The organism is Amorphoplanes digitatis, assembly GCF_014205335.1.
Taxonomy (GTDB): domain Bacteria; phylum Actinomycetota; class Actinomycetes; order Mycobacteriales; family Micromonosporaceae; genus Actinoplanes; species Actinoplanes digitatus.
Map to the genome: position 1 here is coordinate 1,223,593 of NZ_JACHNH010000001.1, position 26,827 is coordinate 1,250,419.

A 26,827-nucleotide genomic window follows, 5' to 3' on the forward strand; every position below is an offset into this window, starting at 1 on the left:
GGGCATGGCGAAACAGGCAGACGGCCGTCGGCGGCGTACCGGGGCATGGATCGCCCTGGCTTTGGGGGCCGCCGCGGTGTGGGCCGCGCGCGACATCCCGCTCCAGATCGGCGCCCGCAGGATCGGCGCCCGGGCCGACGGCGAGCGCGGCGAGCGCTACCGGCGGTCGCCGCAGTTCGCCGGCGGCAAGTTCCGCAACACGGTCCCGGCCAGCGAGGTGCCGACCGCCGCGATGCCGCGGATCCTGGCCTCGGCCCTGACCGACCGCGACCGCCGGTACCCGTCCGCGGAAATCCCGCTGGTCCGCCCGGTGCCGGGTGGCACCGACCCGGCCGGCCTCTACGTCACCTGGTACGGCCACTCCTCGGCCCTGATCGAGATCGAGGGCCGCCGGGTCCTGCTCGACCCGGTGTGGAGCGAGCGCTGCTCGCCGTCGCGGCTGACCGGCCCGAAGCGCCTGCACGAGCCGCCGATCGCCCTGCGCGAGCTGCCGTCGATCGACGCCGTGCTGATCTCGCACGACCACTACGACCACCTGGACATGGAGTCGATCCGCAACCTGGTCGACCTCCAGGCGGCGCCGTTCCTGGTGCCGCTGGGCGTCGGCGCGCACCTGGAGCGCTGGGGCGTGCCGGCCACCCGCATCATCGAACTGGACTGGAACGAGCGGGCCACGGTGGCCGGCATCGAGTTCGTCGCGACGGCGGCCCGGCACTTCTCCGGCCGCGGCTTCTCCCGCGACGAGACGCTCTGGGCCTCCTGGGTGATCGCCGGCCCGAACCGCAAGGCGTTCTACTCGGGCGACACCGGCTACTTCCCGGGCTTCGCCGAGATCGGCGAGGAGCACGGCCCGTTCGACGTGACGCTGGTGCAGATCGGCGCGTACGGCGACGCCTGGCCGGACATCCACATGCTGCCGGAGGACGGCGTCGCGACCCACGTCGACGTGCGCGGCGGGCTGATGATCCCGGTGCACTGGGCGACCTTCAACCTGGCCCTGCACGACTGGCCCGAGCCGGCCGACCGGGTCTGGCGCGAGGCGAAGGCGCGCGACGTGCGCCTCGCGATCCCGCGGCCGGGCGAGCGGGTGGACGCCGACGACCCGCCGGCCGTCGACGGCTGGTGGCAGCAGCTCGCCTGATTCGTCAGTCCGCGTACCAGGTGCCGGCGGCGGCGCTGACCGTCCAGTCGCCGCCGGCCAGCGGGATCGCGAGCTCGATGTCGTCGGCGCTCGCGGTAAGACGCGGGCGGCCGGTGAGCGCGAGGCCGTCCGGCGGGACGTCGAGGGCGGGGAACCGCGGCACGTTGAGGACGATCACGCCGATCGCCTCCCGGTCCTGATCGGCCCGGCGCAGGTCGAGCTGGACGATCGCCGGGTCGGCGCCGTCGACCGCGCGGATCCGCGCGCCGGTGAAGTCGAGGCCGTCGAGCAGCCGGCCGGCGGTGCCGACCGTGATCCGTTCGGGCGCGGGGGTCGCCTCGCCGGCCGCCTCCGGCACGTCGAGATCGTCGAGGCCGGCGGCAACGGTCCGGAGGAAGGCGCGCGCCGGCCCGTCGCTCCCCTCGACGAGCGTCCGGAGCCGGCGGTCCGCCGAGCGCTCGCGATGGGCCGTCCCGCCGAAACCGCCGGCGATGTGCATCGTCTCCGTGCCAAGCCCCGCGCAGACCGCGCCCGCCGCGGCCAGCTCCCAGCGGCGTAACCGGGCGAGGTCCCGCATCTCGCCGAGCCTCTCGAGGATCCGGGTCTGCAACACCGCCAGCGTGCCGACGCGCCCGCGGACCGGGCCGGGCGGCGGCCCGGCGGTCCCGGCCGGGTCGAGCAGCGGACCGGGCTCGAGGCCGAGCCCGGTCAGGTGCGCCCGCAGCCAGCCCGCGAGCTCCGGCCGTGCGTGCGCGCCCAGGCCGTGCCACACCGCCCGGGCGGCCCGGCTCCGCTCCCGGACCGGCGCCCCCGCCGCGGCGACGGCGGGCAGCAGGTGGGTGTCCCACAGCTCGAACTGCCCGAGCAGGGCGGGCCGGTCCAGCCGGTGCGGATGCGCACCGGCCGCGGCCACCTCGGCGTAGGTGCGGTCCAGCAGTAGCCCGAGCGCGGCGACCTCGCCGGGCCGCCCCTTCCAGATCATTCGGGCACTCTGTCAGGTTCGCCCGCCGCGTGCCAGACCCGGGCAACCAGGACATGCCGCGAATTTCGCCTGACCAGGGGTCCCACACACACCTTCTATCGTTCGTCCGGTTCTTCGTCCGGGACACAGATCTTGACGGCGGCCGGCGCCACGTCGATCCGGATCCTCCGCGCCGCCTCGCGGGCGCCGCCGTCCAACTCGTACCGCAGCGGCTCGGCCAGCCGCACGTCGATCCGGCGGGCGCGGGTCATGCGCACGTACGGCGAGTCCTCCGAACGCCCCACCGCCATCTGGCCCATCGTGCGCGCCCACTGCGTCGCGCCGCGGGCGGTCGCCACGCCGACGTCCAGCCAGCCGTCGTCGGGCCGGGCGTCGTCGAACGCCGTGATGCCGCCGGTCACCATGCCGACGTTGCCGACCAGCACGCAGCTCGCCTCGTCCGAGAACCAGCGCGTGCCGTCCACCTTGATCTTCGCCCGCGGTGCCGGGTCGTCCAGGTGGCGCAGGCCCGTCCAGACGTACGCGAGCTTGCCCATCCGCTCCTTCAACCTGCCGTCCGCGTCCTGGATCATCGCGCCGTCGAAGCCGATGCCGGCCATCACCGCGAAGTGCTCGCCGTTGAGCACGCCGAGGTCGAGCCGGCGCAGGCGGCCGTGGAACGCGATCCGCACGGCCTGCGCCAGGTCGTGCGGGATGCCGAGGTTGGTGGCCAGCAGGTTGGCGGTGCCGGCCGGGATGATGCCGACCGGTACCTTCGCGCCGCCCTTGGTGCCGGCGAGCGCGTCCAGCGTGCGCTGCACCATGCCGTCGCCGCCCCACACGATCAGCAGATCGATGCCGGCCTTCAGCGCCTTGCGCACCTGTTTGGGTGCCTTGCGGCTCTTCGGCACCTCGTACCAGATGAGGTCGTCGACGCCCTCGTCGGTGATGAGGCGGCGCAGCTCGTCGAGCCCGCCGCCCAGGGTCTTGCGCCGGTGGGCGACCACGGCGATTTTCCGGGAAGTCCGCATGCAGCGGCGTTACCCGCTGCCGCCGATTCCTACGCGCGTACCCGGGCACGGGTGGAGGGAGGGACGGCCCATCACCGGCCGCCCCTCCCGGTGTGATGTCTCAGTGCACCGACTCGCGCATGCGCTGCTCGGCGGCGGCGCTGCGGATCACCATGAGTCGCAGCTCCAGCTCGTCGGAGACCATCGACGCCAGGTGCTCCAGGGCGGTGAGCTGCCGCTGCGTCGCCTCGCGGGGCCGGTTGTCGATCACGTTGACGGTGCCCAGCCGGTAGCCGTCGTGGGTGCGGATCGGTGCTGCGGCGTAGAAGCGCAGGCCGAGCTCGCCGCGGACCAGCGGATGCTCGAGCGTCCGCGGGTCGACCGCCGCGTTGTTGATCACGTAGACGTCGTCCTGCGCGATGACCGTCGCGCACAGGCCCGGCTCCTTGCCGACCTCGCGGACGCCGGTGAGCCCGTGGCAGGCGGCGAGCCACACCCGGTCCTGCTCCACGAGCGACACCGTCGCGATCGGGGTGTCGAAGATGGCGCCGGCGACGAACGCGATCCGGTCGTACGCGTCCTCGACGGGCTGGTCGACAAGCCGGTACCGGCGCACCGCGTCGAGGCGGCGCTGCTCCTCGGGTCCGACGCTGTCCAGATATTCGAAGGCATCGCCCGATTCCGGGCTGCTGTTGGTCACGGGGAAACCACCTCACGCAAATGATCGCTCGCAGTCACTGTGAGCCTAGTGAAAGTGACCTGGGAATCCGCAATGGTCAGTTAAGCCAAATTTGCGGTGATCAACGCCCGAGGGCGCGAATGTCGCACATTCAGTCCTCGTCGGCGCGGGGCAGGGCGCGCAGCCGGACCCGGGTGATCGCGCGGCCGGTGATCTCGACGACCTCGGCCGTGAACTGCGGCAGCGTCACCACCTCGCCCGGCGCGGTCGGTATGTGCCCCAGCGCGGCGAGCACCATGCCGGCGACGGTCGTGTAGTCGCCCTCGTCCGGCCCGGAGTCGTCGAAGCCGATGTCCGGCAGGTCGTGAATCGGGAACGAGCCCGGCATCAGCAGCGCGCCGTCCGCCTCCTTCACCACCGAGAGCACGTCGCGGTCGGTCTCGTCGTAGATCTCCCCGACGATCTCCTCGACCAGGTCCTCCATCGTGATGATGCCGTCGATCGCGCCGCGCTCGTCGACCACGAGCGCGATCTGCTGGCGCTCGAGCCGCATCTGCCGCAGCGCGTCGGAGACCCGCAGCGTCTCGGGCAGGAACAGCCCCGGCCGCGCCACCTCGTCGACCGGCCCCTGCGCGCCGATGAGGTCGCGCAGGTGCACCACGCCGTAGACGTCGTCGAGCCCGGCCGGCCCGACGATCGGCGCCCGGGAGTGCGCGCCCGCGATCAGCTGGGTCAGCGCCTCGGGCGCGGCCAGCCCGGCCGGCAGGGTCAGCACGTCGCGGCGCGGCACCAGGATCTCCCGCAGGATCCGGTCGGCGATCTCGAACGCGCCGCTGATGATGGTCCGCTGCTCGACCGAGAAGTCCTGCTGCGCCGCCACCATGTCGCGGATCTCCTCGGTGCTGACCTCATCGCGCTGCGCCGCCGGGTCGCCGCCGGCCAGCCGGACGAGCAGGTTCGTCGAGACGCTGAGCAGCCACACCACCGGCCGCGAGATCGTCGAGAGGAGGTCAAGCGGGCGGGCGACAAGCAGCGCCCAGCCCTCGGCCCGCTGCATCGCGATCCGCTTCGGCGTCAGCTCGCCGATCACCAGCGTGACGAAGGTCAGCACCATCGTGACGATCACGACGGCGGTCGGCTCCGCGGCCGAGCCGAGGAAGCTCAGCGGCTCGACGAGCGGCTTGGACAACGACACCGCCGCGGCCGCCGAGGCCAGGAAGCCGGCCAGGGTGATGCCGATCTGGATGGTCGCCAGGAACCTGTTCGGGTCGCGGGTCAGCCGGCCGAGCACCCGGCCGCGGCGCGACCCGCGCTCGAGCTTGTGCACCTGGCTGTCGCGCAGGGACACCAGGGCCATCTCGCTGCCGGCGAAGGCCGCGTTCACCAGCACCAGCACCAGCACCAGCGCGAGTTGTCCGCCTATGGCATCCACGACATTCCCAGCCCCTCGGGCGAACGGATCACGAGCCACACACGCTAGCGACGTTGGTGCGGGGCCGCGCGGCGGCAGGCTGGCAGGGCCGCGCAAAAGAAGTCAGCTGACCTCGTCGGCCCAGACCCGCCAGTCGTCGAGGACGCCGTAGAGGGCCGGGGTCAGCCAGCCGGGCGCGGAGCGCTGGAAGACGCCCGGCTCCATGCCGCCGGCGCCGTCCGGAAGGGCGCCGACCAGGTGGGGGAGCAGCTCGGTCAGGTTGGCCCAGTGGACCAGCTCCGGCTCGGCCGGCCAGGCGCCGAGGATCACCTTGGCCGGCACGCCCCGGCGGTCCAGCGCCTCCAGCGTCAGGGCCGTGTGGTTCAGCGTGCCCAGCCCGGCCCGGGCCACCACGATGGTCGGCACGCCCAGCGTCGTGGCCAGGTCGGCCACGGTCCACGCCTCGCCCGAGGGCCGGACGCCCATCGGGACCAGCAGGCCGCCGGCGCCCTCGACCAGGACGAGGTCGTGCTTGCCGGCCTCGGCGCGGATGGCGTCGACCACCTCGTAGAGCTCGATCGGGGGCAGGCCGGCGACCTTGGCCGCGGCCAGCGGGGCCAGCGGCTCCGGGTAGGACGCCAGGGTGCGGGCGGTGTGCGGGTTGGCCAGGCGGGTCACCAGGTCGATGTCGGTCGGCCCGCCCTCGGCCGTGCCGGTCTGGCCCGGCTTGACCACGGCCACGTGCAGCCCGGCGGCCTGTGCCGCCGCCGCGATCGCCGCCGTGACGATGGTCTTGCCGACGTCGGTGTCCGTCCCGGTGACCAGCACGATGCCGCGCCACTCGCCGGCCTCCGCCGGGCGCGGCGCGGCCCGGGGCGCGGGCGCGGGCTCCGGTGCGGCCGCCGCCGGGGTGTCGGCATCGCCGGGACCGGAATCGCCGGGACCGGCGTCGGGCGGGACCGGCGCGGTGGTCGGGTCGCTCGTCACGGTGCGCACTCCACGATCACGTCAAGGGCCCGGTCGAAGTCCTGCTGCGAGATGCCCGCGTTGAGGGTCAGGCGCAGCCGCGACGAGCCGTCCGGTGTCGACGGCGGGCGGAAGCAGCCCACCGCGATGCCGCGGTCGCGGCAGTCCGCGGCCCAGCTCAGCGCCGCCTCGGGGCCGGGAGCCGGCACCGACAGCACGCCCGCCGCCGGCGTCGGAACTGTGAAACCGGCCGCCGTCAGCCGGCGGGCCGTCAGCCGGCCACGGTCCGCCAGCACGGCCCGGCGATCGTCGGCCGCGCGGGTGATCCGCAGCGCGGCGTGCACGCCCGCCACCACGGCAGGCGGCGGGGCGGTGTCGTAGATGAAGGTGCGTCCCGTGTCGACCAGGTGCCGGATCAGCGCGGCCGGGCCGGCGATCACCCCGCCCGCGCCGCCGAGGGACTTCGACAGGGTCGCGGTGACGACGACGTCGGCCAGGCCGGCCAGGCCGGCCGCCGCGACGCCGCCGGAACCGTGCCGGCCCAGGATGCCGATCGCGTGCGCGTCGTCCACCAGCAGCAGGGTGTCGTGTGCCGAGGTCACCGCGTGCAGCTCCGCCAGCGGGGCCAGGTCACCGTCCACCGAGAACACCGACTCGGTGACGAAGACCTTCGCCCGGCCGGGGTGCGCGCCGAGGATCGCCGCCAGCGCGGCCGGATCGGCGTGCGGTGCGACGACCACCTCCGCGCCCGAGCCACGGCAGCCGTCGATCAGCGAGGCGTGGTTGTAGCGGTCCGAGACCAGCAGCGTCCCCGGGCCGGCCAGCGCCCGGACCGCGCCGAGGTTGGCCAGGTAACCCGAGGAGTAGACCAGCGCGCGCTCGGCGCCGAGCCAGCCGGCCAGCTCCGTCTCCAGGTCCGCGTGCGCGTCCGTCGAGCCCCGCACCAGCCGGGAACCGGTGGCGCCCAGCCCGTACGCCTGAAGTGCCCGGACCGACGCCGCGATCACCTCGGGGTGGACGGCCAGGCCGAGATAGTCGTTGCCGGCCAGATCGACGACGGAGTCGTCGGGGGCGCGGTGCCGCAGGGTCCGGGTCAGCCCGGCCTTCGCCCGGGTGCGGGCCTGGCACTCCAGCGCTTCCTGCCAGCCAGCCAAAGCACCCTCACCCTCGCCGTCAAGACCCGCTCGCCGGGGAAACTATCACCCGGCGCCGACAACCCCGGCGGCCGGAACGCCTTGTAGGGTACGGGCATGCCAGAGATCCTCGACCGGGCCCGGGCCCAGGTTCTTGCTGACGGTGCCGGGCTCGACGAGGCGGGGATCCTGGAGGTGCTCCGCCTCGGCGACGAGGACCTGCCGGCGCTGCTCCAGCTCGCGCACGACGTCCGGATGAAATGGTGCGGCCCCGAGGTCGAGGTCGAGGGCATCGTCTCGCTCAAGACCGGCGGCTGCCCCGAGGACTGCCACTTCTGCTCGCAGTCCGGCCTGTTCACCTCGCCGGTGCGCGCGGTCTGGCTCGACATCCCCTCGCTGGTCGAGGCGGCGAAGCAGACCGCGGCGACGGGCGCGACGGAGTTCTGCATCGTGGCGGCGGTGCGCGGGCCCGACGCGCGGCTGATGACGCAGATGCGCGAGGGCGTCAAGGCGATCAAGGAAGCGGTCGACATCCAGGTCGCGGCGAGCCTCGGCATGCTCACCCAGGAGCAGGTCGACGAACTGGTCGAGATGGGCGTGCACCGCTACAACCACAACCTCGAGACCTGCCGTTCCTACTTCCCCAACGTGGTCACCACCCACTCCTGGGAGGAGCGCTGGGGCACGCTGAAGATGGTGCGCGACTCCGGGATGGAGGTCTGCTGCGGCGGCATCCTCGGCCTGGGCGAGTCCGTCGAGCAGCGCGCGGAGTTCGCGGCCCAGCTCGCCGAGCTCGACCCGCACGAGGTCCCGCTCAACTTCCTCAACCCCCGCCCGGGCACCCCGCTCGGCGACCGCCCGGTCGTGGAGGGCAAGGACGCGCTGCGCGCCATCGCCGCCTTCCGGCTGGCGATGCCCAGGACGATCCTGCGGTACGCGGGCGGCCGCGAGATCACCCTCGGCGACCTGGGTACCCGGGACGGCCTGCTCGGCGGCATCAACGCGGTCATCGTCGGCAACTACCTGACGACGCTGGGCCGCCCGGCCACCTCCGACCTCGAGCTGCTGCGGGAGCTGAAGATGCCCGTCAAGGCGCTGTCGGCGACGCTGTGACGGTCCTGGTGTACTGCGACCGGTGCGGCTCACCCTCCGCCGAGGGCGACCACTCGGCCTGCGCCGCGGCGCGCGAGCTGGAGCCGCCGCGCTTCTGCCCGGACTGCCGCCGCCGGATGAAGGTGCAGGTCGTGCCCACCGGCTGGACGGCGACCTGTGTCGAGCACGGTGTCCGCCGCTCCTGACGACCCCGCCCTGACCGGCGCGGTCGTGTCGCTGCGCCCGGCCACGACGGCGGACGTGCCGGCGCTGGCGGCCATCCGCGCCACCCCCGAGGTGCGCGCACGCTGGCGCGGCGAGGAGGACCCCGCACCGGAGATCGTCGAGTCGATCGAGGACGACGGGCTGCACTACCTCGCGATCGTGCTCGACGGCCGGGTGGTCGGCGCGATCCAGTGGGAGGCCGAGGAGGAGCCCGACTACCGGCACGCGAGCATCGACATCTTCGTCGACCCGGCGGTGCACGGCCGCGGCGTCGGCACCGACGCGGTGCGGACCCTGGCCGCCCACCTGGTCGACGCGCACCGCTTCCACCGGCTGACCATCGACCCGGCGGCGGACAACGCGGCCGCGATCCGGTGCTACGCCAAGGTGGGCTTCAGGCCGGTCGGCGTCATGCGGGAGTACGAGCGCGGCGCCGACGGCCGCTGGCACGACGGGCTGATGATGGACCTGCTCGCCGCGGAGCTGATCCGCTGATCCGACCGGCGGCGGACCTGTCGCGAGGCCCGCCGCCGTTCTCACCCGTTACCCGTCACCCGTCGCCTTTCACCCGGAGGCGGCGGGAGTCTCATCCGTGGCCGGCCGGTGCCCGGTGCCGGCGATTCTCAGCGTCAGGCTCAGCAGCGGGCCGTCGCGGTCGTCGCGGTCGGTCACGCCGAACCGGCGCAGCGTGCGGAGCATCGCCACGTTGTCGGCGCCGGTGTGCGCCACGACCGCGGACGCCTTCATCCGGCGCGCCGCCGCGATCAGCCGGCGCAGCAGCGCCGTGCCGATGCCGCGGCGCTGCCAGGAGTCCTCCACCAGCAGCGCGACCTCGCCGAGGTCGCCCTCCACCAGCAGGTTGGCCATCGCCACGACCCGCTCACCGCCGTCGGCCGGGTCGGTGCTCACGGCGAGCAGGGTCAGGCCGTTGGCCGGCTCGAGCATCCGGCGCAGCCGGGCGTCGGACGGCCCGTGCGCGAGGCCGGGGTAGCGGCGCCGGTGTGACTGCGCCGAGCCGCGGGCGTGCAGCCGGCGGACGCCCTCGACGTCGTCGGTGGTGGCGGCCCGGATCAGCAGCTCCGCGCCGTCGGGCAGCAGCAGCGTGGCCTGCTCGGCGGTGCGGCGTACCAGGGCGCCGCTGACCTCGACAAGGGCCTGTGCGCGGGCGTACTCCGCCGGGGTGAAGGCCGGCGCCGCGCGCAGCACCTCGTAGGTGCCGCCTGCCGGGTCGATGAGCGTCATCCGCTCCTCGTCGAAGCCGTGCAGGACCACCGTGCCCTCGGGACGCCAGCGCGCCTCGGCGGCGTCGAGCAGGGTGACCAGCGCCTCGCCCAGCGAGTCGGGGTCGTGCACGAGCCGGCCGGCCAGGGCCAGCGCCCGGGTCGGCTGGTCGGCGAGGCCCTGCGCCTCGGCGCGGGTGACGAAGGCGTCGCGGCCGCGGCCGCGGTCGATCGCGGCGTGCAGCTCCGCCTCGGTCATCGTGTTCGGCGCGTCGACCAGGAAGTCGTCGACCGCGCCGCCCTCGGTGGTGTGCACCTGGACGGCGAGGATGTTTACCGACCGCAGCGCGAGGCTGGCGGTGAGCACCGAGAGATATCCCGGCCGGTCGTCGACCGTCGCCCTGATGCGCCACAACGCCATGCGAGGCACTTCCCTTCCGCCGGCCGCCCCTCTGACGAACCTAAGCGTGCCCGCCCGGTGTTACCCGCATATTGCCTGAGCTGGGAGGACTTATGAGGGCTCGGTCACAGCGGCCGCCACGCTCGGCACCGAGGTGTCGTCCAGCCGGTCGCCGAGGATCACGGCGGCGGCGCGGACAAGCTGGGCGATCCGGTCCACCTCGGTGATGTGGAACGCGGCGGCCGGCAGCTCGTCGTCGTCGGCGCGGGCGGTGACGAGCACCAGACCCGCGCGGCCGAACGGGGCGACGGCGTACCGGGTGCCGTCCGGGCCGGTCATCGGGCGGGCCCGCAGCGGGGTGACCTCGGGCAGGCGCAGCGGGGACGGCGCGCGCCAGCTCGCGTAGGTGACCGCCGGCTCGCTGCCGGTCGGCAGTTGCAGCGACGGCTCGTCGGTACCCACCGGGCGCGGCGCCGCCGTGCGCGCGGCCCAGTCGGCGGGGACGACGGCGGCGGCCGCCCAGTCGGCGGCCAGCAGGCCCGGCACGGCGTCGACGAGGGTGGCCAGGCCGTCCTGCGGGTTGGCCGCGACCTGGGCCAGCAGCTCGGCGTCGTGGCCGCCGGAGACCGGCGCGCCGATGGCCCGCCATACGCCGTCCACCTGTACGCCGGGGATGGCGGCGAGACCCGCGAGGAGTCGCTCGACGCGGGAGGCGCCCGGCCACACGACGGTGAAGTCGTCGACGGCCCGCCCGCCGAGTCGCTCAAGCACCACGACCTGGACGATGTCGGCCCCGGCCACGCCCAGCGTGCGCGCGATCTGGCCGAGCGCGCCAGGACGGTCCGGCAGAGTGACCCGTACCCGCAGCAACATGCAACTCCTCCCGTCAGGAAAGACGGCACGGCGGCGCCGTCCTTGGCACCAAGATTGCCGAAGCGGCGTTTCACACCCGTTGCGCCGCCGTGTCCCGGCCGTCAAGGCGCAGAGATATGCCCTGGATCACACCCAGGTTAGGCCAGGTCAGGCGGAGGCGCGACGGACGAGATGGGTGTCGAGCAGAACGTGTGAATTCTCGACGGGCTCGCGGCGGATGCGGCACACCAGCAGCTCCGCCATCCGGCGGCCCATCTCCTCGACGGGCTGGTGGACCGTGGTCAGCGGCGGCTCGCACTGCCGGGCGACGGGCGCGTCCTCGAACCCGACGACGGCGACGTCCTGGGGCACCCGCAGGCCCTTGTCGCGCAGGGCACGCAGCGCGCCGCTGGCCATCAGGTCGGACGCCGCGAAGACCGCGTCGAGGTCCGGCTCCCGCTCCAGCAGGGTCCGCATCGCCCGGGCGCCGCCGGCCTCGCTGAAGTCGCCGTACTCGACGAGCCCGGGACCGCTCACGGCCGCGCGGTAGCCGGCCAGCCGCTCCCGCCCGACCTCCATGTCCTGCGGCCCGGCGACGGTGGCGACCCGCCGGGCGCCGTTGCCGAGCAGGTATTCGACCGCCTTGCGGGCGCCGGCGGAGTTGTCGACGTCGACCATGAAGTCGCCCTCGACGGCGCGGGTGGAGCGGCCGCCGAAGACGAACGGCATGCCGCGCTCGCGCAGCACCGCCGGCAGCGGGTCGTCGTCGTGCAGGGAGAGCAGCAGCACGCCGTCGACGTGCTGGCCGGTCAGGTGATGCTCGACCCGCTCGCGCTGCTCGGGGGAGGCGGCCATCGCCAGCCACAGTTGCAGGGGCGTCTCGAGCAGGGCCGCGTTGATGCCCCGCAGCACGCCGGCGAAGAACGGCTCGCCGAAAACCCGCTCCTGCGACTCCGAGACGACCAGGGCCACGGAGTCCGTGCGCTGGGTGACCAGCGAGCGGGCCGCCCGGTTCGGCACGTAGCCGAGCTCCACGATCGCGGCCTCGACCGCGGCCTTCGCCTGCGGGCTGACCTGGGACGACCCGTTGAGGACTCGGGATGCGGTGCCACGGCCGACCCCGGCGCGGGCCGCAACGGCGTCGAGCGTCGGTCGCCCCGGTGAACGGACGGGCTGCCTGGTCATCCGGGCATTATCGCCCGCGGACCCGCCGATGTCTCGCCTGCGGCCGGGGAGAATTGACCATGCTATGCGCTCCGCCCGCCGGAGGCCTAGGGTTTGCACATGATCTGCCGTGCGTGCCGAGAGCGACGCCACGAGGAGTGCCGGGGCGGGTCGTGGTGCGACTGCCAGCACCGGCCCGAGAAGCCGACGCCGCCCGTGACCGGGCCTCCGGCGCCGTGATCGACGTACACGACGCCGATCTCGTAGAGGCCTATCCGCGGGGCGCGCAGCCGTTGCTGCGGGTCAACTTCGTCGCCAGTCTCGACGGCGCCGTCACGGTGGACGGCAAATCCGGCGGCCTGGGCGGGCCCGGCGACAAGCTGGTCTTCGACTCGCTGCGCAAGGTCTGCGACGCGCTGGTGGTCGGTGCGGGCACGGTCCGCACCGAGAACTACGACGGGCTGCGCCTCGACGCGGCCGCCCGCGACTGGCGCCGGGCCCGCGGCCTGCCCGAGTTTCCGCTGATGGTCGTCGTCTCGGGCGCCCTGGACCTGGATCCGGCTCAGCTGGTCTTCGCGGACGCGCCGATCCGGCCGCTGGTGGTCACCCATGCCGGCGCCCCGCCCGCCCGCCGGGCCGCGCTCGCCCCGGTCGCCGACGTCGTCACCTGCGGAGACGCCGCCGTCGACCTCGCCGCGGCGGTCGCCGCGCTGCACGCCCGGGGCGCGACGCAGCTGCTCTGCGAGGGCGGGCCGCGGCTGTTCGGCGCGCTGATCGCCGCCGACCTGGTCGACGAGCTCTGCCTGACCGTCTCGCCTCGGCTCGCCGGCGGCGGCGCCGGCCGCATCGCGACCGGGCCCGGCACCCCGCCGCGGGAGATGTCACTGCGAAGCGTTCTGGCCGATCGGGACATGCTTTTCCTCCGGTACGCCCGCAGCCGCTAGAAGTTGTGGACAAACCTGTGGATGACCCCTAGAAGTTGTGGACAACGCATGCCAACCGACGCGCCGTCCGTCGGATGTCGTACGTCTGGTGCAACATGATCGGCGTGTCTGACGAACCAGCCGAAGTGAGCGAACCGGTCGGGCGTGTCCTCGGCACCGCCGATGCCACCCCGTTGCAGTTCTGGACGGCGGTCACGCCGGGCAGTTACCTACAGCTCGACGACGTGGTGGTGACCCGGCGCGAGCTGCCCGACCGCGAGCCGATCACGATCGCCGGCGTCGTCACGCAGGTGCGTGCGCGCCACGAGGGCGCCCAGTTCGACTCCGACGTCTTCGCCATCGCCGAGGGCACCCTGCCCGCCCTCGTGCAGGAGGCCGCGGAGATCACCACCACCCGCGTCGACCCGGAGCTCTACGTGCCGCCGGCGCCGGGCGCGGTGGTGCACCGGGCCTCCGGCGCCGCCCGCGACGCGGCCCTGCACTTCGACCGGATGGAGCGCCGGGTCCCGATGGGCACCGGCCGCGACGGCGTGCCGGTCTTCCTCAACGCCGACTTCCTCGACGGCACCCGCGGCGCGCACGTCTCGATCTCCGGCATCTCCGGCGTCGCGACCAAGACCAGCTTCGCCACCTTCCTGCTCTACTCGGTCTTCCGCTCCGGGCAGCTGGGCGGCGACGCGGTCAACGCCCGCGCGCTGATCTTCAACGTCAAGGGCGAGGACCTGCTCTTCCTCGACCACCCCAACACCAAGCTCGACGACGCGACAACGGCGGCCTACGCCAAGCTCGGCCTGCCGGCGACCCCGTTCCCGGACGTCCGGGTCTACGCGCCGCCGCGTGCCGGCGACTCCTCCGGCGCGCCCGACGTGCAGAGCCGGCTCACCGGGGTGGACAGCTTCTACTGGACCCTCGAGGAGTTCTGCGCCAATCGCCTGCTGCCCTACGTCTTCGCCGACGCCGACGACGAGCGGCAGCAATACACGATGGTCGTGCACTCGGTGACCGCACACCTGGCCCGGCACGCGCTGCCCGCCGAGGGCGGCATCAGCATCGACGGCCGGCGCCTGTCGTCGTACGGCGACCTGGTCGACCACGTCGTCGACCAGCTCACCGACGACGAGACCCGCTCGATGTGGGCCGGCAGCGCGGTCAACATGGGCACGGTCAACGCGTTCGCCCGGCGGCTGATCGGCAGCAAGCGGGACCTGGCCCGGCTCATCCGCGGCGACCTGGCGAGCCGGCGACCGCACCAGATCAAGACCGCGGAGAGCGCGCAGGTCACGGTCGTCGACCTGCACAACCTGCCGGACCGCGCGCAGCGCTTCGTGGTCGGCGTGACGCTCAAGACGGAGTTCGACGACAAGGAGAAGTCGGGCACCGGCCGCCCCCTGCTCTTCGTGGTCCTCGACGAGCTCAACAAGTACGCGCCCCGCGAGGGCTCGTCGCCGATCAAGGAGGTGCTGCTCGACATCGCCGAGCGTGGCCGCTCCCTCGGGGTGATCCTGATCGGCGCACAGCAGACGGCGAGCGAGGTCGAGCGCCGCATCGTGACGAACTCCGCGATCCGCGTGGTCGGCCGCCTTGACCCGGCGGAGGCCTCCCGCCCGGAGTACGGCTTCCTCCCACCGGCCATGCGCCAGCGCGCGCTGCTGGCCCGGCCCGGCACGATGTTCGTCAACCAGCCGGACATCCCGGTCCCGCTCTGCGTCGAGTTCCCCTTCCCGGCCTGGGCCACCCGCAAGTCCGAGTCGGGACCCCCGCCGGCGGGCACGATGCGCTCGATCGTGCAGGGCGTCGACCCGTTCGCGGTGGTCGGCGGCCGGGGCGGTTCCTCCGACGACGACATCCCGTTCTGAGCCCTGTTTCCGCCCCCCTCATCCTTTTCGAAACAGGCGTTAGGGTTCTGCGATGCGCATCCTGCACACGTCCGACTGGCACGTCGGCAAGGTTCTCAAGGGCCGGAGCCGGCACGAGGAACACATCCGGGTGCTCGGCCAGGTCGTGGAGATCGCCCGCGAGGAGCGGCCCGACCTGGTCATCATCGCCGGCGACCTCTACGACACCGCGGCGCCGTCGCCCGACGCCGTTCGGGTCGTCACCCGGGCGCTGTCGGCGCTGCGGCAGACCGGCGCCGAGATCGTCGCGATCGGCGGCAACCACGACAACGGCCAGGCCCTGGACGCGCTGCGGCCCTGGGCCGACGCGGCCGGCATCACGCTGCGCGGCTCGGTGCGGGACAAGCCCGACGACCTGATCATCACCGGGACGACCGCCGGCGGCGAGCGGTGGCGGCTGGCCGCCCTGCCTTTCCTCTCCCAGCGGTTCGCGATCCGCGCCGTCGAGATGTACGAGTTGACCGCGGCCGAGGCGAGCCAGACCTACGCCGACCACATCGCCCGGCTGATCGCCCGGCTCGCCGAGGACTTCGCCGAGCCGGGGGTGGTCAACCTGCTGACCGCGCACCTCACGGTCGTCGGCGCCAGCACGGGCGGCGGCGAGCGCGAGGCGCACACGGTGATGGGATACGCGGTGCCGGCCACCGTCTTCCCGCCCGGCGCGCACTACGTGGCGCTCGGCCACCTGCACCGTTCCCAGCAGGTCATCGGCCCCTGCCCGGTGCGCTACAGCGGCAGCCCGCTCGCCGTCGACTTCGGCGAGGAGGAGAACGTCAGCTCCGTGGCGATCGTCGAGGTCTCGGCGGACAAGGCGGCGAAGGTCCGCGACGTGCCGGTGACCTCGGCGAAGACGCTGCGCACGGTGCGCGGCTCGCTGGAACAGCTCGCGACGGTGAATCTGCCGGACGCCTGGCTGCGGGTGTTCGTCCGGGAGACGCCGCGGGTCGGCCTGCGCGAGGACGTGCAGGAGCTGCTGCCGCACGCGCTCGAGGTGCGCATCGACCCCGACATGGTGCCCGACCGGGCCGGCGAGCGGATGGCGCAGCGCGCGGGCCGCTCGCCGCGCCAGCTCTTCGGCGACTACCTGGACAGCCGCGGCAACGCCGAGGACGGCGTCCGCGAACTCTTCGACGAGCTCTACGACGAGGTGAGCAGCGCGTGAGGCCCCTGCGGCTTGATCTGGCCGGGTTCACGGTGTTCCGGGACGAGACCACTGTCGATTTCACCGACGCGGACTACTTCGCGCTGGTCGGGCCGACCGGCTCCGGCAAGTCCACCGTGCTCGACGGCATCTGCTTCGCCCTCTACGGCACGGTGCCGCGCTGGGGCGGCAGCCGGGGCATCGTCAACGCGCTCGCCCCTTCGGCCAACGAGGCCCGGGTGCGGCTCGTCTTCGAGTCCGCCGGCTCGCGCTACGTCGCGACCCGGGTGGTGCGCCGCGACGGCCGGGGCAACGTCAAGACCGCCGGCGCGGGGCTCCAGCTCATGCCGCCCGGCTTCGACGTCACCCGGCTCGACACCGGGATGAGCCTCGAGGACCTCGGCGACGTGCTCGCCGGGACGCCGGCCGAGATGGACGCCGCGATCGTCGAGGCGGTCGGGCTGCCCTACGAGCAGTTCACCAGCTGCGTGGTGCTGCCGCAGGGCCAGTTCGCCGACTTCCTGCACGCCAAGCCGGCCACCCGCCAGCAGATCCTGGTCAACCTGCTCGGCCTGCACGTCTACGAGGAGGTGCAGGCCAAGGCGTCGACCCGGGCCGGCCGGGCCGAGGCCCGGCTCGCCGCCGTCGACCAGATGCTCGCCGGGCTCGCCGACGCCGACGACGAGGCGGTCGCGGCCGCCGAGGCGCGCCTGACCGCGATGCGCGAGCTCACCCTCGCCGTCGAGCGCGCCGTGCCGCAGCTCAGTGCGGTCCGCGACCGCGAGGCCGAGCTGGCCGCCATCCGCGACGCGATCGCCGGCGAGCTGGCCGCGCTCACCCGGGTGAAGGTCCCGGCCGGCAGCACGAAGGTCGCCGAGGCCGCGGCCGCCGCCCGCGCCCGCGCCGCCGAGGCGGCCGACGGCGTGCACGCCGCGGAGGAGCGCGAGGAGAAGGTGCGCGGCGAGCTGGCGGCCGCCGGCGACGCGGGCTCGCTGGGCCTGCTGCTGGACCGCCACGTCGAGCTCGACCGGCTGATCGGGCAGGCCGAGTGGTTCGCGGGCGAGGCGTCGGTCGCCGAGGTCGAATACAAGGACGCGGTCGCCGCCGCCGACCTGGCGCGCGCCGCGCACAACGGCGCCGAGCAGCTGCTGGAGCAGGCGCGGCTCGACTACGCCGAGGCGCAGACGCTGGACCGGGCCGCGGCGCTGCGCGCGGTGCTGGCGCCGGGCGACGACTGCCCGGTCTGCGCCCAGCCGGTCGCCGAGGTGCCGCCGACGCCCGAGGGCTCCGCCGTGCAGACGGCGGAGCGGACGGGCAAGGCGGCCCGGGCGGCCGCGGACGTCGCCTCGACGGCGTTCCGCCAGCGCGACGCCGTGGCGCGCGAGCTCGAGCGTGGCCTCGACCGCAAGCGGGCCCAGCTCGAGCAGCACCGGTCCCGGCTGAACGAGGTGCGGGCCGCCCTGGCCGACTCGCCGGGCGTGGAGGCGCTGCGGCGCCGGCTCGCGGAGCTGACCGGGTTGCAGCGCAAGCTGGACGAGGCCGGTGCGGCCGTCCGCTCGGCCCGGGAGGTCCAGCGCCACGCGACCGCGGCGGTCACCGCCGCCGAGGAGCAGCAGCGGGCCGCCTGGCGCACGTTCGACACGATGCGCGACGGGGTGGCCCGGTTCTCGCCGCCGCCGGCCGACCGGGAGGACCTCGCCGCGGCCTGGTCGGCGCTGGCCGGGTGGGCCCGGGACTCGGCGCGGCAGCGCGAGCAGGCCCGCGCCGAGGCGGTCGCCGCCGTCGAGGCGGCGCACGCCGAGACACAGCGGGCCAGGGCCGCCGTGGTGGAGCTCTTCACCGGCGGCGGGCTGAGCGCGCCGGCCGGCGGCGCCGACGCGGACCTGATCCGGGCCGCCGCGGTGGCCGCCGAGCGGGCCGGCGCGGCCTGGCAGCGGCTGGTCGAGCGGCGGGAGCAGGCCCGCGAGTTCGTCGAGCAGCGGGCCGCACTGCTGCGGGAGGGCCGGGTCGCCAAGGCCCTCGCCGGGCACCTGCGGGCCAACAACTTCGAGCGATGGCTGCTCGAGGAGGCGCTCGATCTGCTTGTCGACGGCGCGTCGCGGATCCTGCGCGAGCTGACCGGAGGACAGTACGACCTGATGCACGACAAGGGTGAGTTCTTCGTCGTCGATCACCACGACGCGGGTCTGCGCCGCGGCGTGCGGACGCTGTCCGGCGGGGAGACGTTCCAGACCTCGCTGGCGCTGGCGCTCGCCCTCTCCGAGCAGCTCGCCGGGATGTCGACCACGGCGGCGAGCCTGGAGTCGATCGTGCTGGACGAGGGGTTCGGCACCCTCGACGCGGCGACGCTGGACGTGGTGGCGGCGACCCTGGAGAACCTCGCCGCCCGCGGCGACCGGATGGTCGGCGTGGTGACACACGTCAACGCGCTCGCCGACCGGGTGCCGGTCCGCTTCGAGGTGCACAAGGACGCCCGGACGGCCTATGTGGAGAGGGTTGGTCTGTGACGCGGATGTTCGTCGACGCCTGGGACCCGGCGTACGGGGCGTCGTTCGAGGGCGGCGACTCGTCCGACGGTCCGGCCTCGCCGAGCAGCGCGCAGGTGGACACCGACGTCGAGGTGCCGGCCGCGCAGTGGGCGCCGATCGACGTCGCGCCCGGCGTCCGGTGCCCGGACGTCGTGTTCCTGGTGGACGGGGTGCGGCGCAACGACGCCGGGCTCTGGACCGCCGAGGACGACGGCATGTCGTACGCCGGGCTGGCCGCCTCCTACGCCGCCGGGGTGGTGCGGTGCGACCTCGGCAACGGGGTGGCGGAGCTGGTCGGTGCCCGGGTGGGGCGCGGGCTGTTCACCGCCTCGCCCAGCGCCTCGGACCTGCAAGCCGGCTCGGTGCTGTACGAGGTGCACCGGGTCAGCGGTACCGGCGAGGCGAGCAAGCTGCCCGCGGCCGTGCAGGCGCCGCTGACCGCCCTGGAGATCGACATCTCCGGCGCGGCCCGGGACGGCGGGTCCGACGGTGCCGACCTGCTGGTGGTCGACGGGCCGCTGCGCAACCGGCGCCAGCTCCCGCGGACCATCGGATACGTCAAGACGCAGCAGAAGCAGTACCTGCCGGCCGCGCTGACGCCCGTGGTGACGTCGCTGCGCCCCGGGCAGCGGACCCCGGTCTTCCAGCTGGGCACTGTCTGGGGCGGCTGGTCCTGGTACCTGCGGCTGCCCGGGGCCTCCGGCGCACCCTGGTCCGGGATCGTCCGGGTGGAGTGCTCCCCGGACCTGCCCGCCGAGGCCGCCGTGGAGCTGGCCGAGATTTCATCGGCTGTTCTGCCCCGATTCGCCTCTTCTGCCTACAAGGATCCGCGGGCACCCCAGAATCTGGTGCCGATCGCCGGCCTTGAGCGGCGGCTGCGCGGTCTCCTGGGTGACTCGCGGGTGCTGCACCGGGCGCTGACCCTGGCTACCGCGCGGTCCCGGCTTTTGTGACTTTGTGTAACCGCTGAGGCACCGGTTGCTGGTGTTGCATCCGCTTTGCGGGTGGAGTGTGCCCCGCAAGTCTGTCGACGGCCGGTGGTTGCTGAGTATTATTCGCGTGCCCCCGAGTACATATCGGTGTCTATGGATTAAGTCGCGGCCCCTCGCGGCTTGGACCCGGAGGAACCTCTTGCAACTGCTCGTCCATGCCGGCCGGCCCCCAGGGCTCCCGGAAATTTTCCCGTTCGCTTTGATCCCGGCCGGGGTTCGTGGCCGTATGACAGGCGACGGGGAAAGCACCGGCTGGAGGATTCGATGCATGCGTTGGTCATGGAGCGGCCCACGGCGGACAGGGTGTGCGCGATGACGCAGCAGCGGTCCGGCGGTGGGTGGCAGGCTCTCGACGGAGGCCGTGGTGCGGATAATGATGATGCCGTGATTCCACGACAGGCCCGGCACGGCGCGACATCGGAGGCGGCGAGCCACGAGGACACGCTCGTCCGGATGCTCTACGAGGAGCATGCGGGCCCACTGCTGATGTTCGTGCTCCGGCTCACCGGCGGCGACCGCCAGCGGGCCGAGGACATCGTCCAGGAGACGCTCCTGCGGGCCTGGCGCAATGCGCACCGGCTCGGCGCGCAGGGCCAGCAGTCGCTGCGCCCCTGGCTCGTCACCGTCGCCCGCCGGATCGCCATCGACGATCACCGCAGCGTCAGCGCGCGGCCGCCGGAGACCTATGACCGGGAGCTGGAGAGCTTCCCGAGCACGGCCGACGACACCGACCGCGTGTTGCAGCTCATGACCGTCACCGATGCGCTGCGTACGCTCAGCCAGTCACACCGTGAGATCCTGGTGGAGACGTATTTCCGCGGCAAGACCGTCCCGGAGGCGGCCGAGGTTCTCGGCCTCCCCCTGGGCACAGCCAAGTCTCGCGTGTATTACGCCCTGCGGGCCCTGCGTACGGCTCTGCAGCAGCGGGGGGTGACGGAATGACACAGGAACAACACTTCGACGTGGCGGCGTACGCGCTGGGCGTGCTCGACGACCGGGACGCCGCGCGCTTCGAGGACCACCTGATCGACTGCGCGACCTGCGCGATCGAGCTCGAGTCGATGCTGCCGGTCGTCGACATCCTCTCGGACGTCGACGCCGACGCGCTTGTCGCCACCGAGCAGTCGCGCCGCGACGGCCTGATGCTCAAGAAGATGATCGTCGAGGTCAAGCAGGAGCGGCGGCGGGCGAACAGCCGGCGGCTCTACTCCCTGGCCGCCGCGGTCGTGGTCTTCGCCATGCTGTCGATCGGCGCGCTGTTCGCCGGCGGCCAGTGGCTGGCGCCGGACCCGTCCTCCCCGTCGCCCCAGTCGCAGCGCTCCAGCAAGCAGCTGGATCCGCTGCCGCTGGCCGAGGGCGGCGTGGGCATCGGCGGCACCGAACTGCCCGGCGAGCGGCTCGGCGGCACCGACGCCCGGTCCGGCGTCCGCGCCGACGTGGGGCTGGAGCCCAAGGACTGGGGCACCCAGGTCTCCTTCGCGGTCTCCAACATCAAGGGCCCGCTGACCTGCCGGCTGGTGGCGGTCCGCACCGACGGCTCGTCCGAGGTCCTGTCGACCTGGCAGGTCGGCGACAAGGGCTGGGGCACGGCCGCCCAGCCGGCGCCGCTGCTGCTCCAGGCCGCCACGGCCCTGCCGCGCGACGACATCGCCCACCTCCAGATCCAGTCGATCGACGACAAGGGCGCGACCGAGACCCTGGTCCGCGTTCCCTGACCCCGGTCGCAGAGCACGATCGAAGCCCGGCAGCGAGTGCGCTGCCGGGCTTCGGCGTCTATTCGGCGGTTATGCAGAGCTGAATCGCCGTCACTTATCGGCCGCGATATCACCCGGTGTGAATGCCCTCGCCACGCTGCGCAATAAACGCGACGCCGGGCCTGTCAATTACGTACCGCGGGGTCGTTCGGTTCAATCAAAAATCTGGGAATTTCATGGGCCGATACTTCAACCGCGGGCGGCCCGGACGCGTACTACTGCCCGAACGCCGAGATGGACAATCCAGTTGGAGGGCACACCGTGGTTCCGGAGAAGCGAAAGTTGATGGTCGTCGGCGCCGCTATCGCGGCGGCGTTCGCCGTGACCGGTTGCGCCCCGGCGGGAGTCGACAACGCGAGTGACTACGGCGCCCAGCCGGCCGCGAACGCCGTCGATGTTGCCGCCAGTCCCTCGCCCGGCGCCGAGGTCGAGGGTGACGAGGCCGCCGCGGCCGGCGACGCCCCCGAGCTGAGCGACGACGAGACCACCGGCGAGCTCAAGGCCACAAAGGTCAAGCGGATGGGCGAGACGGTACAGAACGAGGACGGCTTCGTCCTCTACCGCTTCGACGACGACAAGGTCAAGCCCGAGGTCGTCTCCAACTGCAACGGCGACTGCGCCAAGGTCTGGCCGCCCGCGGTGGTCAACAAGGGTGAGAAGCCGAAGCTTCAGGGCGTGGACGCCGCCGACGTCGGCACCGTGACCCGTGAGGACGGCACGCTCCAGCTGACGATCGACAAGTGGCCGGTCTACACCTACATCGGCGACAAGAAGCCGGGGCAGTGGAAGGGCCAGAACGTCGGGCAGAAGTGGTTCGTCATCACCCCCGAAGGCAAGAAGAACCTGACCTGCCTCCCGGCGCCGTCCAAGGCCGTCGCTCCCCCCGCGGAGGGCGATGAGGCCGACTCCAGCGGTGACGCCGGCAGCGACAGCGCCGGTTCGGACTACAGCTACTGACGGACGTCTCACGGTGCGGCCGGTCGACGCCAATCCGGGCGGTGACCGGCCACATACGCGAGGGAATTCGGTCCATAAATTCTCGTTAAGTCGAGCGTAAGTGTTCCGCTTTCCAATTGCTTTACGGGAAGTACCTCTTCTAGCTTCTTCCCGAACCCATCGTCGGAGGTGTGAAAGATGATTGCCGCCCGCTCCTCTCGCCGGCCTCAGCGCTGGTTGGTGGGCACCTTGGCGATGATCCTGGCGTTCCTGCTGGCGCCGGTCGGCCCCGCCCGGGCCGACGTCCCCGTCCCGGTGCCGCCGAACACCGGCCTGACCACCAAGGGCACCGGGGTGCTGAGCGCCGCGGACCGTGACTTCGTGGTCAAGGTCCGCCTCGCCGGGCTCTGGGAGATTCCGGCCGGGAACATGGCGGCCGAGCGGTCGGAGGACCCCCGGGTCGCGGAGGTCGGCCGGTCGATCGCGGCGCAGCACGTCACGCTCGACAAGCTCGACATCGCGGTGGCGAAGCAGCTGGGCATCGCGCTGCCGAACGAGCCGAACCGGGACCAGGAGGGCTGGCTCAACGAGATGCGCAACGCGGCGACGCCGCAGCAGCTCGACCAGGTCTTCATCGACCGGCTCCGCGCGGCGCACGGCAAGATCTTCCCGGCCATCGCGACGATCCGGGCGAGCACCCGCAACGACTCGGTCCGCAAGCTGGCGCAGCAGGCCAACCAGTTCGTCATGACCCACATGACGCTGCTGGAGAGCAGCGGCATCGTCGACTACGGCTCGCTGCCGACCGCCCCGGCCCCGGCCGCGGCGGGTGGTGGCCCGGTGCCGGTCGACAACCAGATGCTCGCCGCGGCGGAGGCCAACGGCATCCCGGGCGTGAGCACCTCAGTGATCCTCCTCGTTCTCGCCGGCGCGCTCGTCGCCGGTGTGGTCACCACCATGCGCATCTTCCGGACGCGATAGCCCGCGGACGGTCTCGACCTGGCCAGCCGACCAGGCCGTACGGCATCACCCCCAGGCGGCTGCTCCACCGCCCGCCAAGTGTGCGACAGAGAAAGGTGTCACCATGCGAAGGTCGCAGTACCGGCGCGAATCCAAGTATTCCAAGTGGTTCACCGGTCGGCGCCGGATCATCGCCGCGGTAGCCACCCTGGTTGCCTTCGGCGGCATCGTCACCGTCACGCAGATCTCGGACGCGAGCACCAAGCGTTCCAGCCAGCGTGCTCTGGCCGCCTGCAACAACCTCCAGGCGCCGAAGTCCTCGAAGCTCTCGACGAAGACCCGGAAGGGCACCTACACCACCAACAACGGTCGGGTGACCCAGCACGCGGACGACGGCGCCGGCGATGTGGCGACCACCGCCCAGATGCGGGCCCGCTGCCGGCAGTGGGTCATGCAGAACGCCGGTAACAACGGCGGCGCCAACAACGGTGGCGGCGCGACCGCCGCGCCCGCGCCGTCGGGCAGCGCCAGCACCGCGGCCGGCAACGGCGGCAACAACGGCGGCGCCAACAACGGTGGCAACAACGGCGGTGCCAACAACGGTGGTGCCAACAATGGCGGCAACAACGGTGGTGCCAACAACGGCGGCAACAACAACGGCGGCAACAACGGCGGCGGCGCCGCGACCCCGCCCCCCGGCGCTGGTCTCGGCATCCTGACCAACAGCTGTGACACCAGCCAGCTGCCGCCGCACGACGGCTTCCAGAACGGCAACCGCTGCGTCTCCACCGAGTTCGGCGAGGTCGGCTCGCAGGAGAACAACCCGTCGCTGCTGATCGTCGAGGCGCCCACGCAGGTCGAGCCGAACACGCCGTTCACCCTGCGGGTCAGCACCCGCAACCTGATCCGGGACCGCTTCCTCGCGGCCGGCCAGGGCGGCTACTACGTGGAGAGCTCGGTGCTCCAGGGCGGCATCGTCCGCGGTCACTTCCACACCGCCTGCCGCCTGCTGGCGAACACCACCGAGGCGCCCGACCCGGCTCCGGTTCCCGCGTTCTTCGTGGCGACCGAGGACCAGCGTGGTAGCGCCGCCCCGGACGTGGTGACCATCCAGGTCGCCGGGATCCCGGGCGAAGGCACCGCGCAGTGCGCCTCGTGGGCCGGTGACGGCTCGCACCGCATCCCGATGATGCAGCGCGCCAACCAGACGCCCGCGTTCGACGCGGTCCGCATCGAGGTCGGCGGCGGCAACAACGACCAGGGTCAGGGCCAGCAGGACCAGCAGGACCAGCAGCAGGGCCAGCAGCAGGGTGGCCAGAACAACAACAATCAGAACAACAACAACGGGAACAACCAGAACAACAACAACTGAGTACGGAGCCCTGCCGCAACCGGGTCCGAACCCCCGCGGGGCCGCGTCACCGAGGTGACGCCGCCCCGCGCGGGACCCCCCGTCGGAACCGGCCGTCGTCCACCCCCCTGAGGACGGCAAGTAGCGGCAGGCGGCTCGAGTAAGGAATCGGCTGACGAAAGGAGGCGCGGTACCACTCTCGAGCCGAGCTACGCAGCTCCGCCACCGGGTGACGCGGACCGACTCGGGTGTCCGCAAAACCCCACCGATGGCCCTGACCGGGAGCGCGGTCAGGGCCATCGGCATGTGTGTGCCCGGCGGAGGTTGGTACCAGGGCCGGAAGGTGGCAGAGTGGCCGCGTGACCAGGACCCGCCGGCTCAGCCCGCCGGACGGATACCACTTCCACCGCACCCTGCGGCCCCTGCTCGCGGTCCGCCAGGACCCGTGCGGCACGCTCTCGGACGGCGACTTCTGGCTCGCCGCGCGTACCCCCGACGGTCCCGGGTCCCTGCACCTCGCCCGCGCGGGCGCGGAGCTCACCGCGACCGGGCACGGGCCCGGCGCGGCCTGGCTGACCGACCGCGCGGAGGCGATCGCCGGCCTGCGCGACGACCTCACCGACTTCCCCGCCCTGGCCGCGTCGCACCCGCTGGTCGCCCGCCTGGCCCGGACCTTCTCCGGGGTACGCCTGCCCGCGACGGGTCAGCTCTTCCACCGGCTGATCCGGGCGATCCTGGAGCAGAAGGTGACCGGGATCGAGGCGCACCGGGCGTACCGGGCGATGATGAGGCACTTCGGTGAGCCGGCGCCCGGCCCGGCCGGGCTGCTGCTCCCGCCGGACCCGGAGGCCGTCGCGGCGACGCCGTACTGGGCCTTTCACCCGTTCGGCGTCGAGCAGCGGCGCACCCAGGCGCTCCTGCGCGCCGCCCTTGTCGCGGACCGGCTCGATCGGTGCGCCGACAGCGCCGAGGCGACCCGGCGGCTGACCGCGATACCCGGCATCGGCCCGTGGACCGCCGCCGAGGTGGTCCGCACCTCATACGGCGACGCGGACGCGGTGAGCGTCGGCGACTTCCACATCCCCAACACGGTGGCCTGGGGGCTGGCCGGGGAGGCCCGCGGCACCGACGAGCGGATGCTGGAGCTGCTGGAGCCGTTCCGGGGGCACCGCGGCCGGGTGTGCGAGCTGCTCGCGTTGGGCGGGATCAGCGCACCCAAGTTCGGCCCGCGGATGCCGATCCGCTCCTTCGCCCGGTTCTAGGAGCCCAGGTTTCGCCCCGCGGCCGGTCGTTGCACACTGGGGCGTGGCCTTTACGTTGACGATCGACTGCGGTGGCGGCGGCATCAAGGGCTCGGTGCTCGACGACGCGGGGACGATGCGGGCACAGCCGCTGCGCGTGCCGACGCCGTACCCGTTGCCGCCCGACCTCTTCGTCAAGACCCTGGTGGAGCTCGGCGAACGGCTGCCGAGCGCGGACCGGGTCACCGTCGGCATGCCGGGCATGCTGCGGCACGGCGTGGTGGTCGCCACGCCGCACTACGTGACCCGCAGCGGGCCCCGGACCAAGGTCGACCCCGAACTGGTGCAGGCCTGGCACGGCTTCGACGCGCGCACCGCCCTCGCCGGGGCGTTCGGGCTGCCCACGCTCGTGCTCAACGACGCCGAGGTGCACGGCGCGGGCGTGGTCGCGGGCACCGGCTGCGAGCTGATCCTGACCCTGGGCACCGGGCTGGGCTGCGCGCTGTTCGACGGGGGCAAGCTCGCGCCGCACCTGGAGATGTCGCAGGCGCCGGTGCGCTGGGGGATGAGCTACGACACCTACATCGGCGAGCCCGAGCGGCGCCGGCTCGGCGACGCGCTCTGGTCCCGGCGGGTCCGCAACGTGGTCGAGGGGCTGCGCCCGGTCTTCCTCTGGGACCGCGTCTACCTGGGCGGGGGCAACTCCCGCCTGATCACCCCGACCCAGCTGGCCCGGATGGGCGACGACGTGGTGGTGGTGCCCAACACGGCGGGCATCGTCGGCGGGGTCCGGGCCTGGACCCTGCGGGCTGACGACTCTCGATAGATTCG

The 26,827-nt window shown here is 73.1% G+C and carries 25 protein-coding genes; 16 read left to right on the forward strand and 9 right to left on the reverse strand.

The genetic code is table 11. The annotated features are described in order from the left end of the window. The first annotated feature begins 4 nt into the window (after nt 1-4). Nucleotides 5-1,141 (forward strand): MBL fold metallo-hydrolase, encoded by a 1,137-nt coding sequence (locus tag BJ971_RS05695; RefSeq protein ID WP_184990471.1) that lies wholly within the window; start codon nt 5-7, stop codon nt 1,139-1,141. Nucleotides 1,142-1,145: 4 nt separating this feature from the next. On the opposite strand, the gene BJ971_RS05700 is transcribed toward BJ971_RS05695, so the two are convergent. The 6 genes from BJ971_RS05700 to BJ971_RS05725 form a co-directional block, all read right to left on the reverse strand. Beyond that, complete coding sequence (locus BJ971_RS05700; RefSeq protein WP_184990473.1) at nt 1,146-2,123, reverse strand: hypothetical protein; 978 nt, start codon at nt 2,121-2,123, stop codon at nt 1,146-1,148. Between the two features lie 95 nt (nt 2,124-2,218). Further along, on the reverse strand, nt 2,219-3,133 hold the full coding sequence (locus BJ971_RS05705) for a diacylglycerol/lipid kinase family protein (protein WP_184990475.1): 915 nt from the start codon (nt 3,131-3,133) through the stop codon (nt 2,219-2,221). Between the two features lie 100 nt (nt 3,134-3,233). Next, nucleotides 3,234-3,812: a GAF domain-containing protein gene (locus BJ971_RS05710; RefSeq protein ID WP_184990477.1), complete on the reverse strand. Its 579-nt coding sequence runs from the start codon at nt 3,810-3,812 to the stop codon at nt 3,234-3,236. Between the two features lie 130 nt (nt 3,813-3,942). Further along, complete coding sequence (locus BJ971_RS05715; protein WP_184990479.1) at nt 3,943-5,223, reverse strand: hemolysin family protein; 1,281 nt, start codon at nt 5,221-5,223, stop codon at nt 3,943-3,945. Between the two features lie 102 nt (nt 5,224-5,325). After that, complete coding sequence (gene bioD, locus BJ971_RS05720; RefSeq protein ID WP_184998668.1) at nt 5,326-6,033, reverse strand: dethiobiotin synthase; 708 nt, start codon at nt 6,031-6,033, stop codon at nt 5,326-5,328. A gap of 152 nt (nt 6,034-6,185) precedes the next feature. Continuing rightward, a complete protein-coding gene (locus BJ971_RS05725) occupies nt 6,186-7,322 on the reverse strand; it encodes an 8-amino-7-oxononanoate synthase (RefSeq protein WP_184990481.1) in 1,137 nt (378 codons plus the stop codon). A gap of 96 nt (nt 7,323-7,418) precedes the next feature. Here BJ971_RS05725 and bioB point away from each other — a divergent pair, with 96 nt between their 5' ends. The 3 genes from bioB to BJ971_RS05740 are packed head-to-tail and all read left to right on the forward strand — an operon-like array spanning nt 7,419 to nt 9,113. Beyond that, nucleotides 7,419-8,414, forward strand: a complete 996-nt coding sequence (bioB, locus tag BJ971_RS05730; protein ID WP_184990483.1) for a biotin synthase BioB — start codon at nt 7,419-7,421, stop codon at nt 8,412-8,414. After that, entirely contained in the window at nt 8,411-8,599 is a 189-nt protein-coding gene (gene bsaP / locus BJ971_RS05735; protein WP_184999365.1) for a biotin synthase auxiliary protein BsaP, read from the forward strand. Before bioB ends, bsaP begins: the two co-directional genes overlap by 4 nt. Nucleotides 8,600-8,609: 10 nt before the next feature. Then, nucleotides 8,610-9,113 carry a GNAT family N-acetyltransferase gene (locus tag BJ971_RS05740; protein WP_184998669.1) on the forward strand — a complete coding sequence of 168 codons (504 nt, stop codon included), beginning with the start codon at nt 8,610-8,612 and terminating at the stop codon, nt 9,111-9,113. A gap of 69 nt (nt 9,114-9,182) precedes the next feature. On the opposite strand, the gene BJ971_RS05745 is transcribed toward BJ971_RS05740, so the two are convergent. The 3 genes from BJ971_RS05745 to BJ971_RS05755 all read right to left on the reverse strand — a co-directional run bounded on the left by BJ971_RS05745 (nt 9,183) and on the right by BJ971_RS05755 (nt 12,275). Continuing rightward, nucleotides 9,183-10,259 carry a GNAT family N-acetyltransferase gene (locus BJ971_RS05745; RefSeq protein WP_184990485.1) on the reverse strand — a complete coding sequence of 359 codons (1,077 nt, stop codon included), beginning with the start codon at nt 10,257-10,259 and terminating at the stop codon, nt 9,183-9,185. A 90-nt stretch (nt 10,260-10,349) separates the two neighbouring features. Continuing rightward, nucleotides 10,350-11,111 (reverse strand): ACT domain-containing protein, encoded by a 762-nt coding sequence (locus BJ971_RS05750; RefSeq protein ID WP_184990487.1) that lies wholly within the window; start codon nt 11,109-11,111, stop codon nt 10,350-10,352. Between the two features lie 147 nt (nt 11,112-11,258). Next, the gene (locus tag BJ971_RS05755) at nt 11,259-12,275 is read right to left on the reverse strand and encodes a LacI family DNA-binding transcriptional regulator (RefSeq protein WP_184990490.1); all 1,017 of its coding nucleotides are present in this window, start codon (nt 12,273-12,275) and stop codon (nt 11,259-11,261) included. 161 nt (nt 12,276-12,436) lie between these two features. Between BJ971_RS05755 and BJ971_RS05760 the strand changes: the two genes are divergently transcribed. The 12 genes from BJ971_RS05760 (at nt 12,437) to BJ971_RS05815 (ending at nt 26,822) form a co-directional block, all read left to right on the forward strand. Continuing rightward, nucleotides 12,437-13,198: a dihydrofolate reductase family protein gene (locus tag BJ971_RS05760; RefSeq protein ID WP_377885297.1), complete on the forward strand. Its 762-nt coding sequence runs from the start codon at nt 12,437-12,439 to the stop codon at nt 13,196-13,198. Nucleotides 13,199-13,293: 95 nt separating this feature from the next. Beyond that, on the forward strand, nt 13,294-15,054 hold the full coding sequence (locus BJ971_RS05765) for an ATP-binding protein (protein ID WP_184998670.1): 1,761 nt from the start codon (nt 13,294-13,296) through the stop codon (nt 15,052-15,054). A 52-nt stretch (nt 15,055-15,106) separates the two neighbouring features. Then, nucleotides 15,107-16,255, forward strand: a complete 1,149-nt coding sequence (locus BJ971_RS05770) for an exonuclease SbcCD subunit D (protein WP_184990494.1) — start codon at nt 15,107-15,109, stop codon at nt 16,253-16,255. Further along, the gene (locus tag BJ971_RS05775) at nt 16,252-18,741 is read left to right on the forward strand and encodes an AAA family ATPase (protein ID WP_184990496.1); all 2,490 of its coding nucleotides are present in this window, start codon (nt 16,252-16,254) and stop codon (nt 18,739-18,741) included. Before BJ971_RS05770 ends, BJ971_RS05775 begins: the two co-directional genes overlap by 4 nt. Then, a complete protein-coding gene (locus BJ971_RS05780) occupies nt 18,738-19,715 on the forward strand; it encodes a hypothetical protein (RefSeq protein WP_184990498.1) in 978 nt (325 codons plus the stop codon). The genes BJ971_RS05775 and BJ971_RS05780 overlap by 4 nt, the downstream gene beginning before the upstream one ends. A 303-nt stretch (nt 19,716-20,018) precedes the next feature. Further along, a complete protein-coding gene (locus tag BJ971_RS05785; protein ID WP_184990500.1) occupies nt 20,019-20,696 on the forward strand; it encodes a sigma-70 family RNA polymerase sigma factor in 678 nt (225 codons plus the stop codon). Next, nucleotides 20,693-21,469: an anti-sigma factor family protein gene (locus BJ971_RS05790; RefSeq protein ID WP_184990502.1), complete on the forward strand. Its 777-nt coding sequence runs from the start codon at nt 20,693-20,695 to the stop codon at nt 21,467-21,469. The genes BJ971_RS05785 and BJ971_RS05790 overlap by 4 nt, the downstream gene beginning before the upstream one ends. Nucleotides 21,470-21,793: 324 nt before the next feature. Further along, complete coding sequence (locus BJ971_RS05795) at nt 21,794-22,465, forward strand: COG4315 family predicted lipoprotein (protein ID WP_184998671.1); 672 nt, start codon at nt 21,794-21,796, stop codon at nt 22,463-22,465. A 234-nt stretch (nt 22,466-22,699) separates the two neighbouring features. Beyond that, complete coding sequence (locus tag BJ971_RS05800; RefSeq protein ID WP_239087891.1) at nt 22,700-23,425, forward strand: DUF4142 domain-containing protein; 726 nt, start codon at nt 22,700-22,702, stop codon at nt 23,423-23,425. A 103-nt stretch (nt 23,426-23,528) separates the two neighbouring features. Further along, complete coding sequence (locus BJ971_RS05805) at nt 23,529-24,776, forward strand: Pecanex-like protein 1 (RefSeq protein ID WP_239087890.1); 1,248 nt, start codon at nt 23,529-23,531, stop codon at nt 24,774-24,776. A 338-nt stretch (nt 24,777-25,114) separates the two neighbouring features. Next, on the forward strand, nt 25,115-26,017 hold the full coding sequence (locus BJ971_RS05810) for a DNA-3-methyladenine glycosylase family protein (RefSeq protein WP_184990507.1): 903 nt from the start codon (nt 25,115-25,117) through the stop codon (nt 26,015-26,017). A gap of 43 nt (nt 26,018-26,060) precedes the next feature. Next, nucleotides 26,061-26,822: an ROK family protein gene (locus BJ971_RS05815; RefSeq protein WP_184990508.1), complete on the forward strand. Its 762-nt coding sequence runs from the start codon at nt 26,061-26,063 to the stop codon at nt 26,820-26,822. Nucleotides 26,823-26,827: the final 5 nt, after the last annotated feature.

Bases quoted from the DNA above. Each gene is read 5' to 3' on its own strand.
- BJ971_RS05695 (WP_184990471.1), top strand. From the start codon at position 5: ATGGCGAAACAGGCAGACGGCCGTCGGCGGCGTACCGGGGCATGGATC.
- BJ971_RS05700 (WP_184990473.1), bottom strand. From the start codon at position 2,123: ATGATCTGGAAGGGGCGGCCCGGCGAGGTCGCCGCGCTCGGGCTACTG.
- BJ971_RS05705 (WP_184990475.1), bottom strand. From the start codon at position 3,133: ATGCGGACTTCCCGGAAAATCGCCGTGGTCGCCCACCGGCGCAAGACC.
- bioB (WP_184990483.1), top strand. From the start codon at position 7,419: ATGCCAGAGATCCTCGACCGGGCCCGGGCCCAGGTTCTTGCTGACGGT.
- BJ971_RS05745 (WP_184990485.1), bottom strand. From the start codon at position 10,259: ATGGCGTTGTGGCGCATCAGGGCGACGGTCGACGACCGGCCGGGATAT.
- BJ971_RS05750 (WP_184990487.1), bottom strand. From the start codon at position 11,111: ATGTTGCTGCGGGTACGGGTCACTCTGCCGGACCGTCCTGGCGCGCTC.
- BJ971_RS05755 (WP_184990490.1), bottom strand. From the start codon at position 12,275: ATGACCAGGCAGCCCGTCCGTTCACCGGGGCGACCGACGCTCGACGCC.
- BJ971_RS05765 (WP_184998670.1), top strand. From the start codon at position 13,294: ATGATCGGCGTGTCTGACGAACCAGCCGAAGTGAGCGAACCGGTCGGG.
- BJ971_RS05770 (WP_184990494.1), top strand. From the start codon at position 15,107: ATGCGCATCCTGCACACGTCCGACTGGCACGTCGGCAAGGTTCTCAAG.
- BJ971_RS05785 (WP_184990500.1), top strand. From the start codon at position 20,019: ATGCATGCGTTGGTCATGGAGCGGCCCACGGCGGACAGGGTGTGCGCG.
- BJ971_RS05790 (WP_184990502.1), top strand. From the start codon at position 20,693: ATGACACAGGAACAACACTTCGACGTGGCGGCGTACGCGCTGGGCGTG.
- BJ971_RS05795 (WP_184998671.1), top strand. From the start codon at position 21,794: ATGGTCGTCGGCGCCGCTATCGCGGCGGCGTTCGCCGTGACCGGTTGC.
- BJ971_RS05800 (WP_239087891.1), top strand. From the start codon at position 22,700: ATGATCCTGGCGTTCCTGCTGGCGCCGGTCGGCCCCGCCCGGGCCGAC.
- BJ971_RS05805 (WP_239087890.1), top strand. From the start codon at position 23,529: ATGCGAAGGTCGCAGTACCGGCGCGAATCCAAGTATTCCAAGTGGTTC.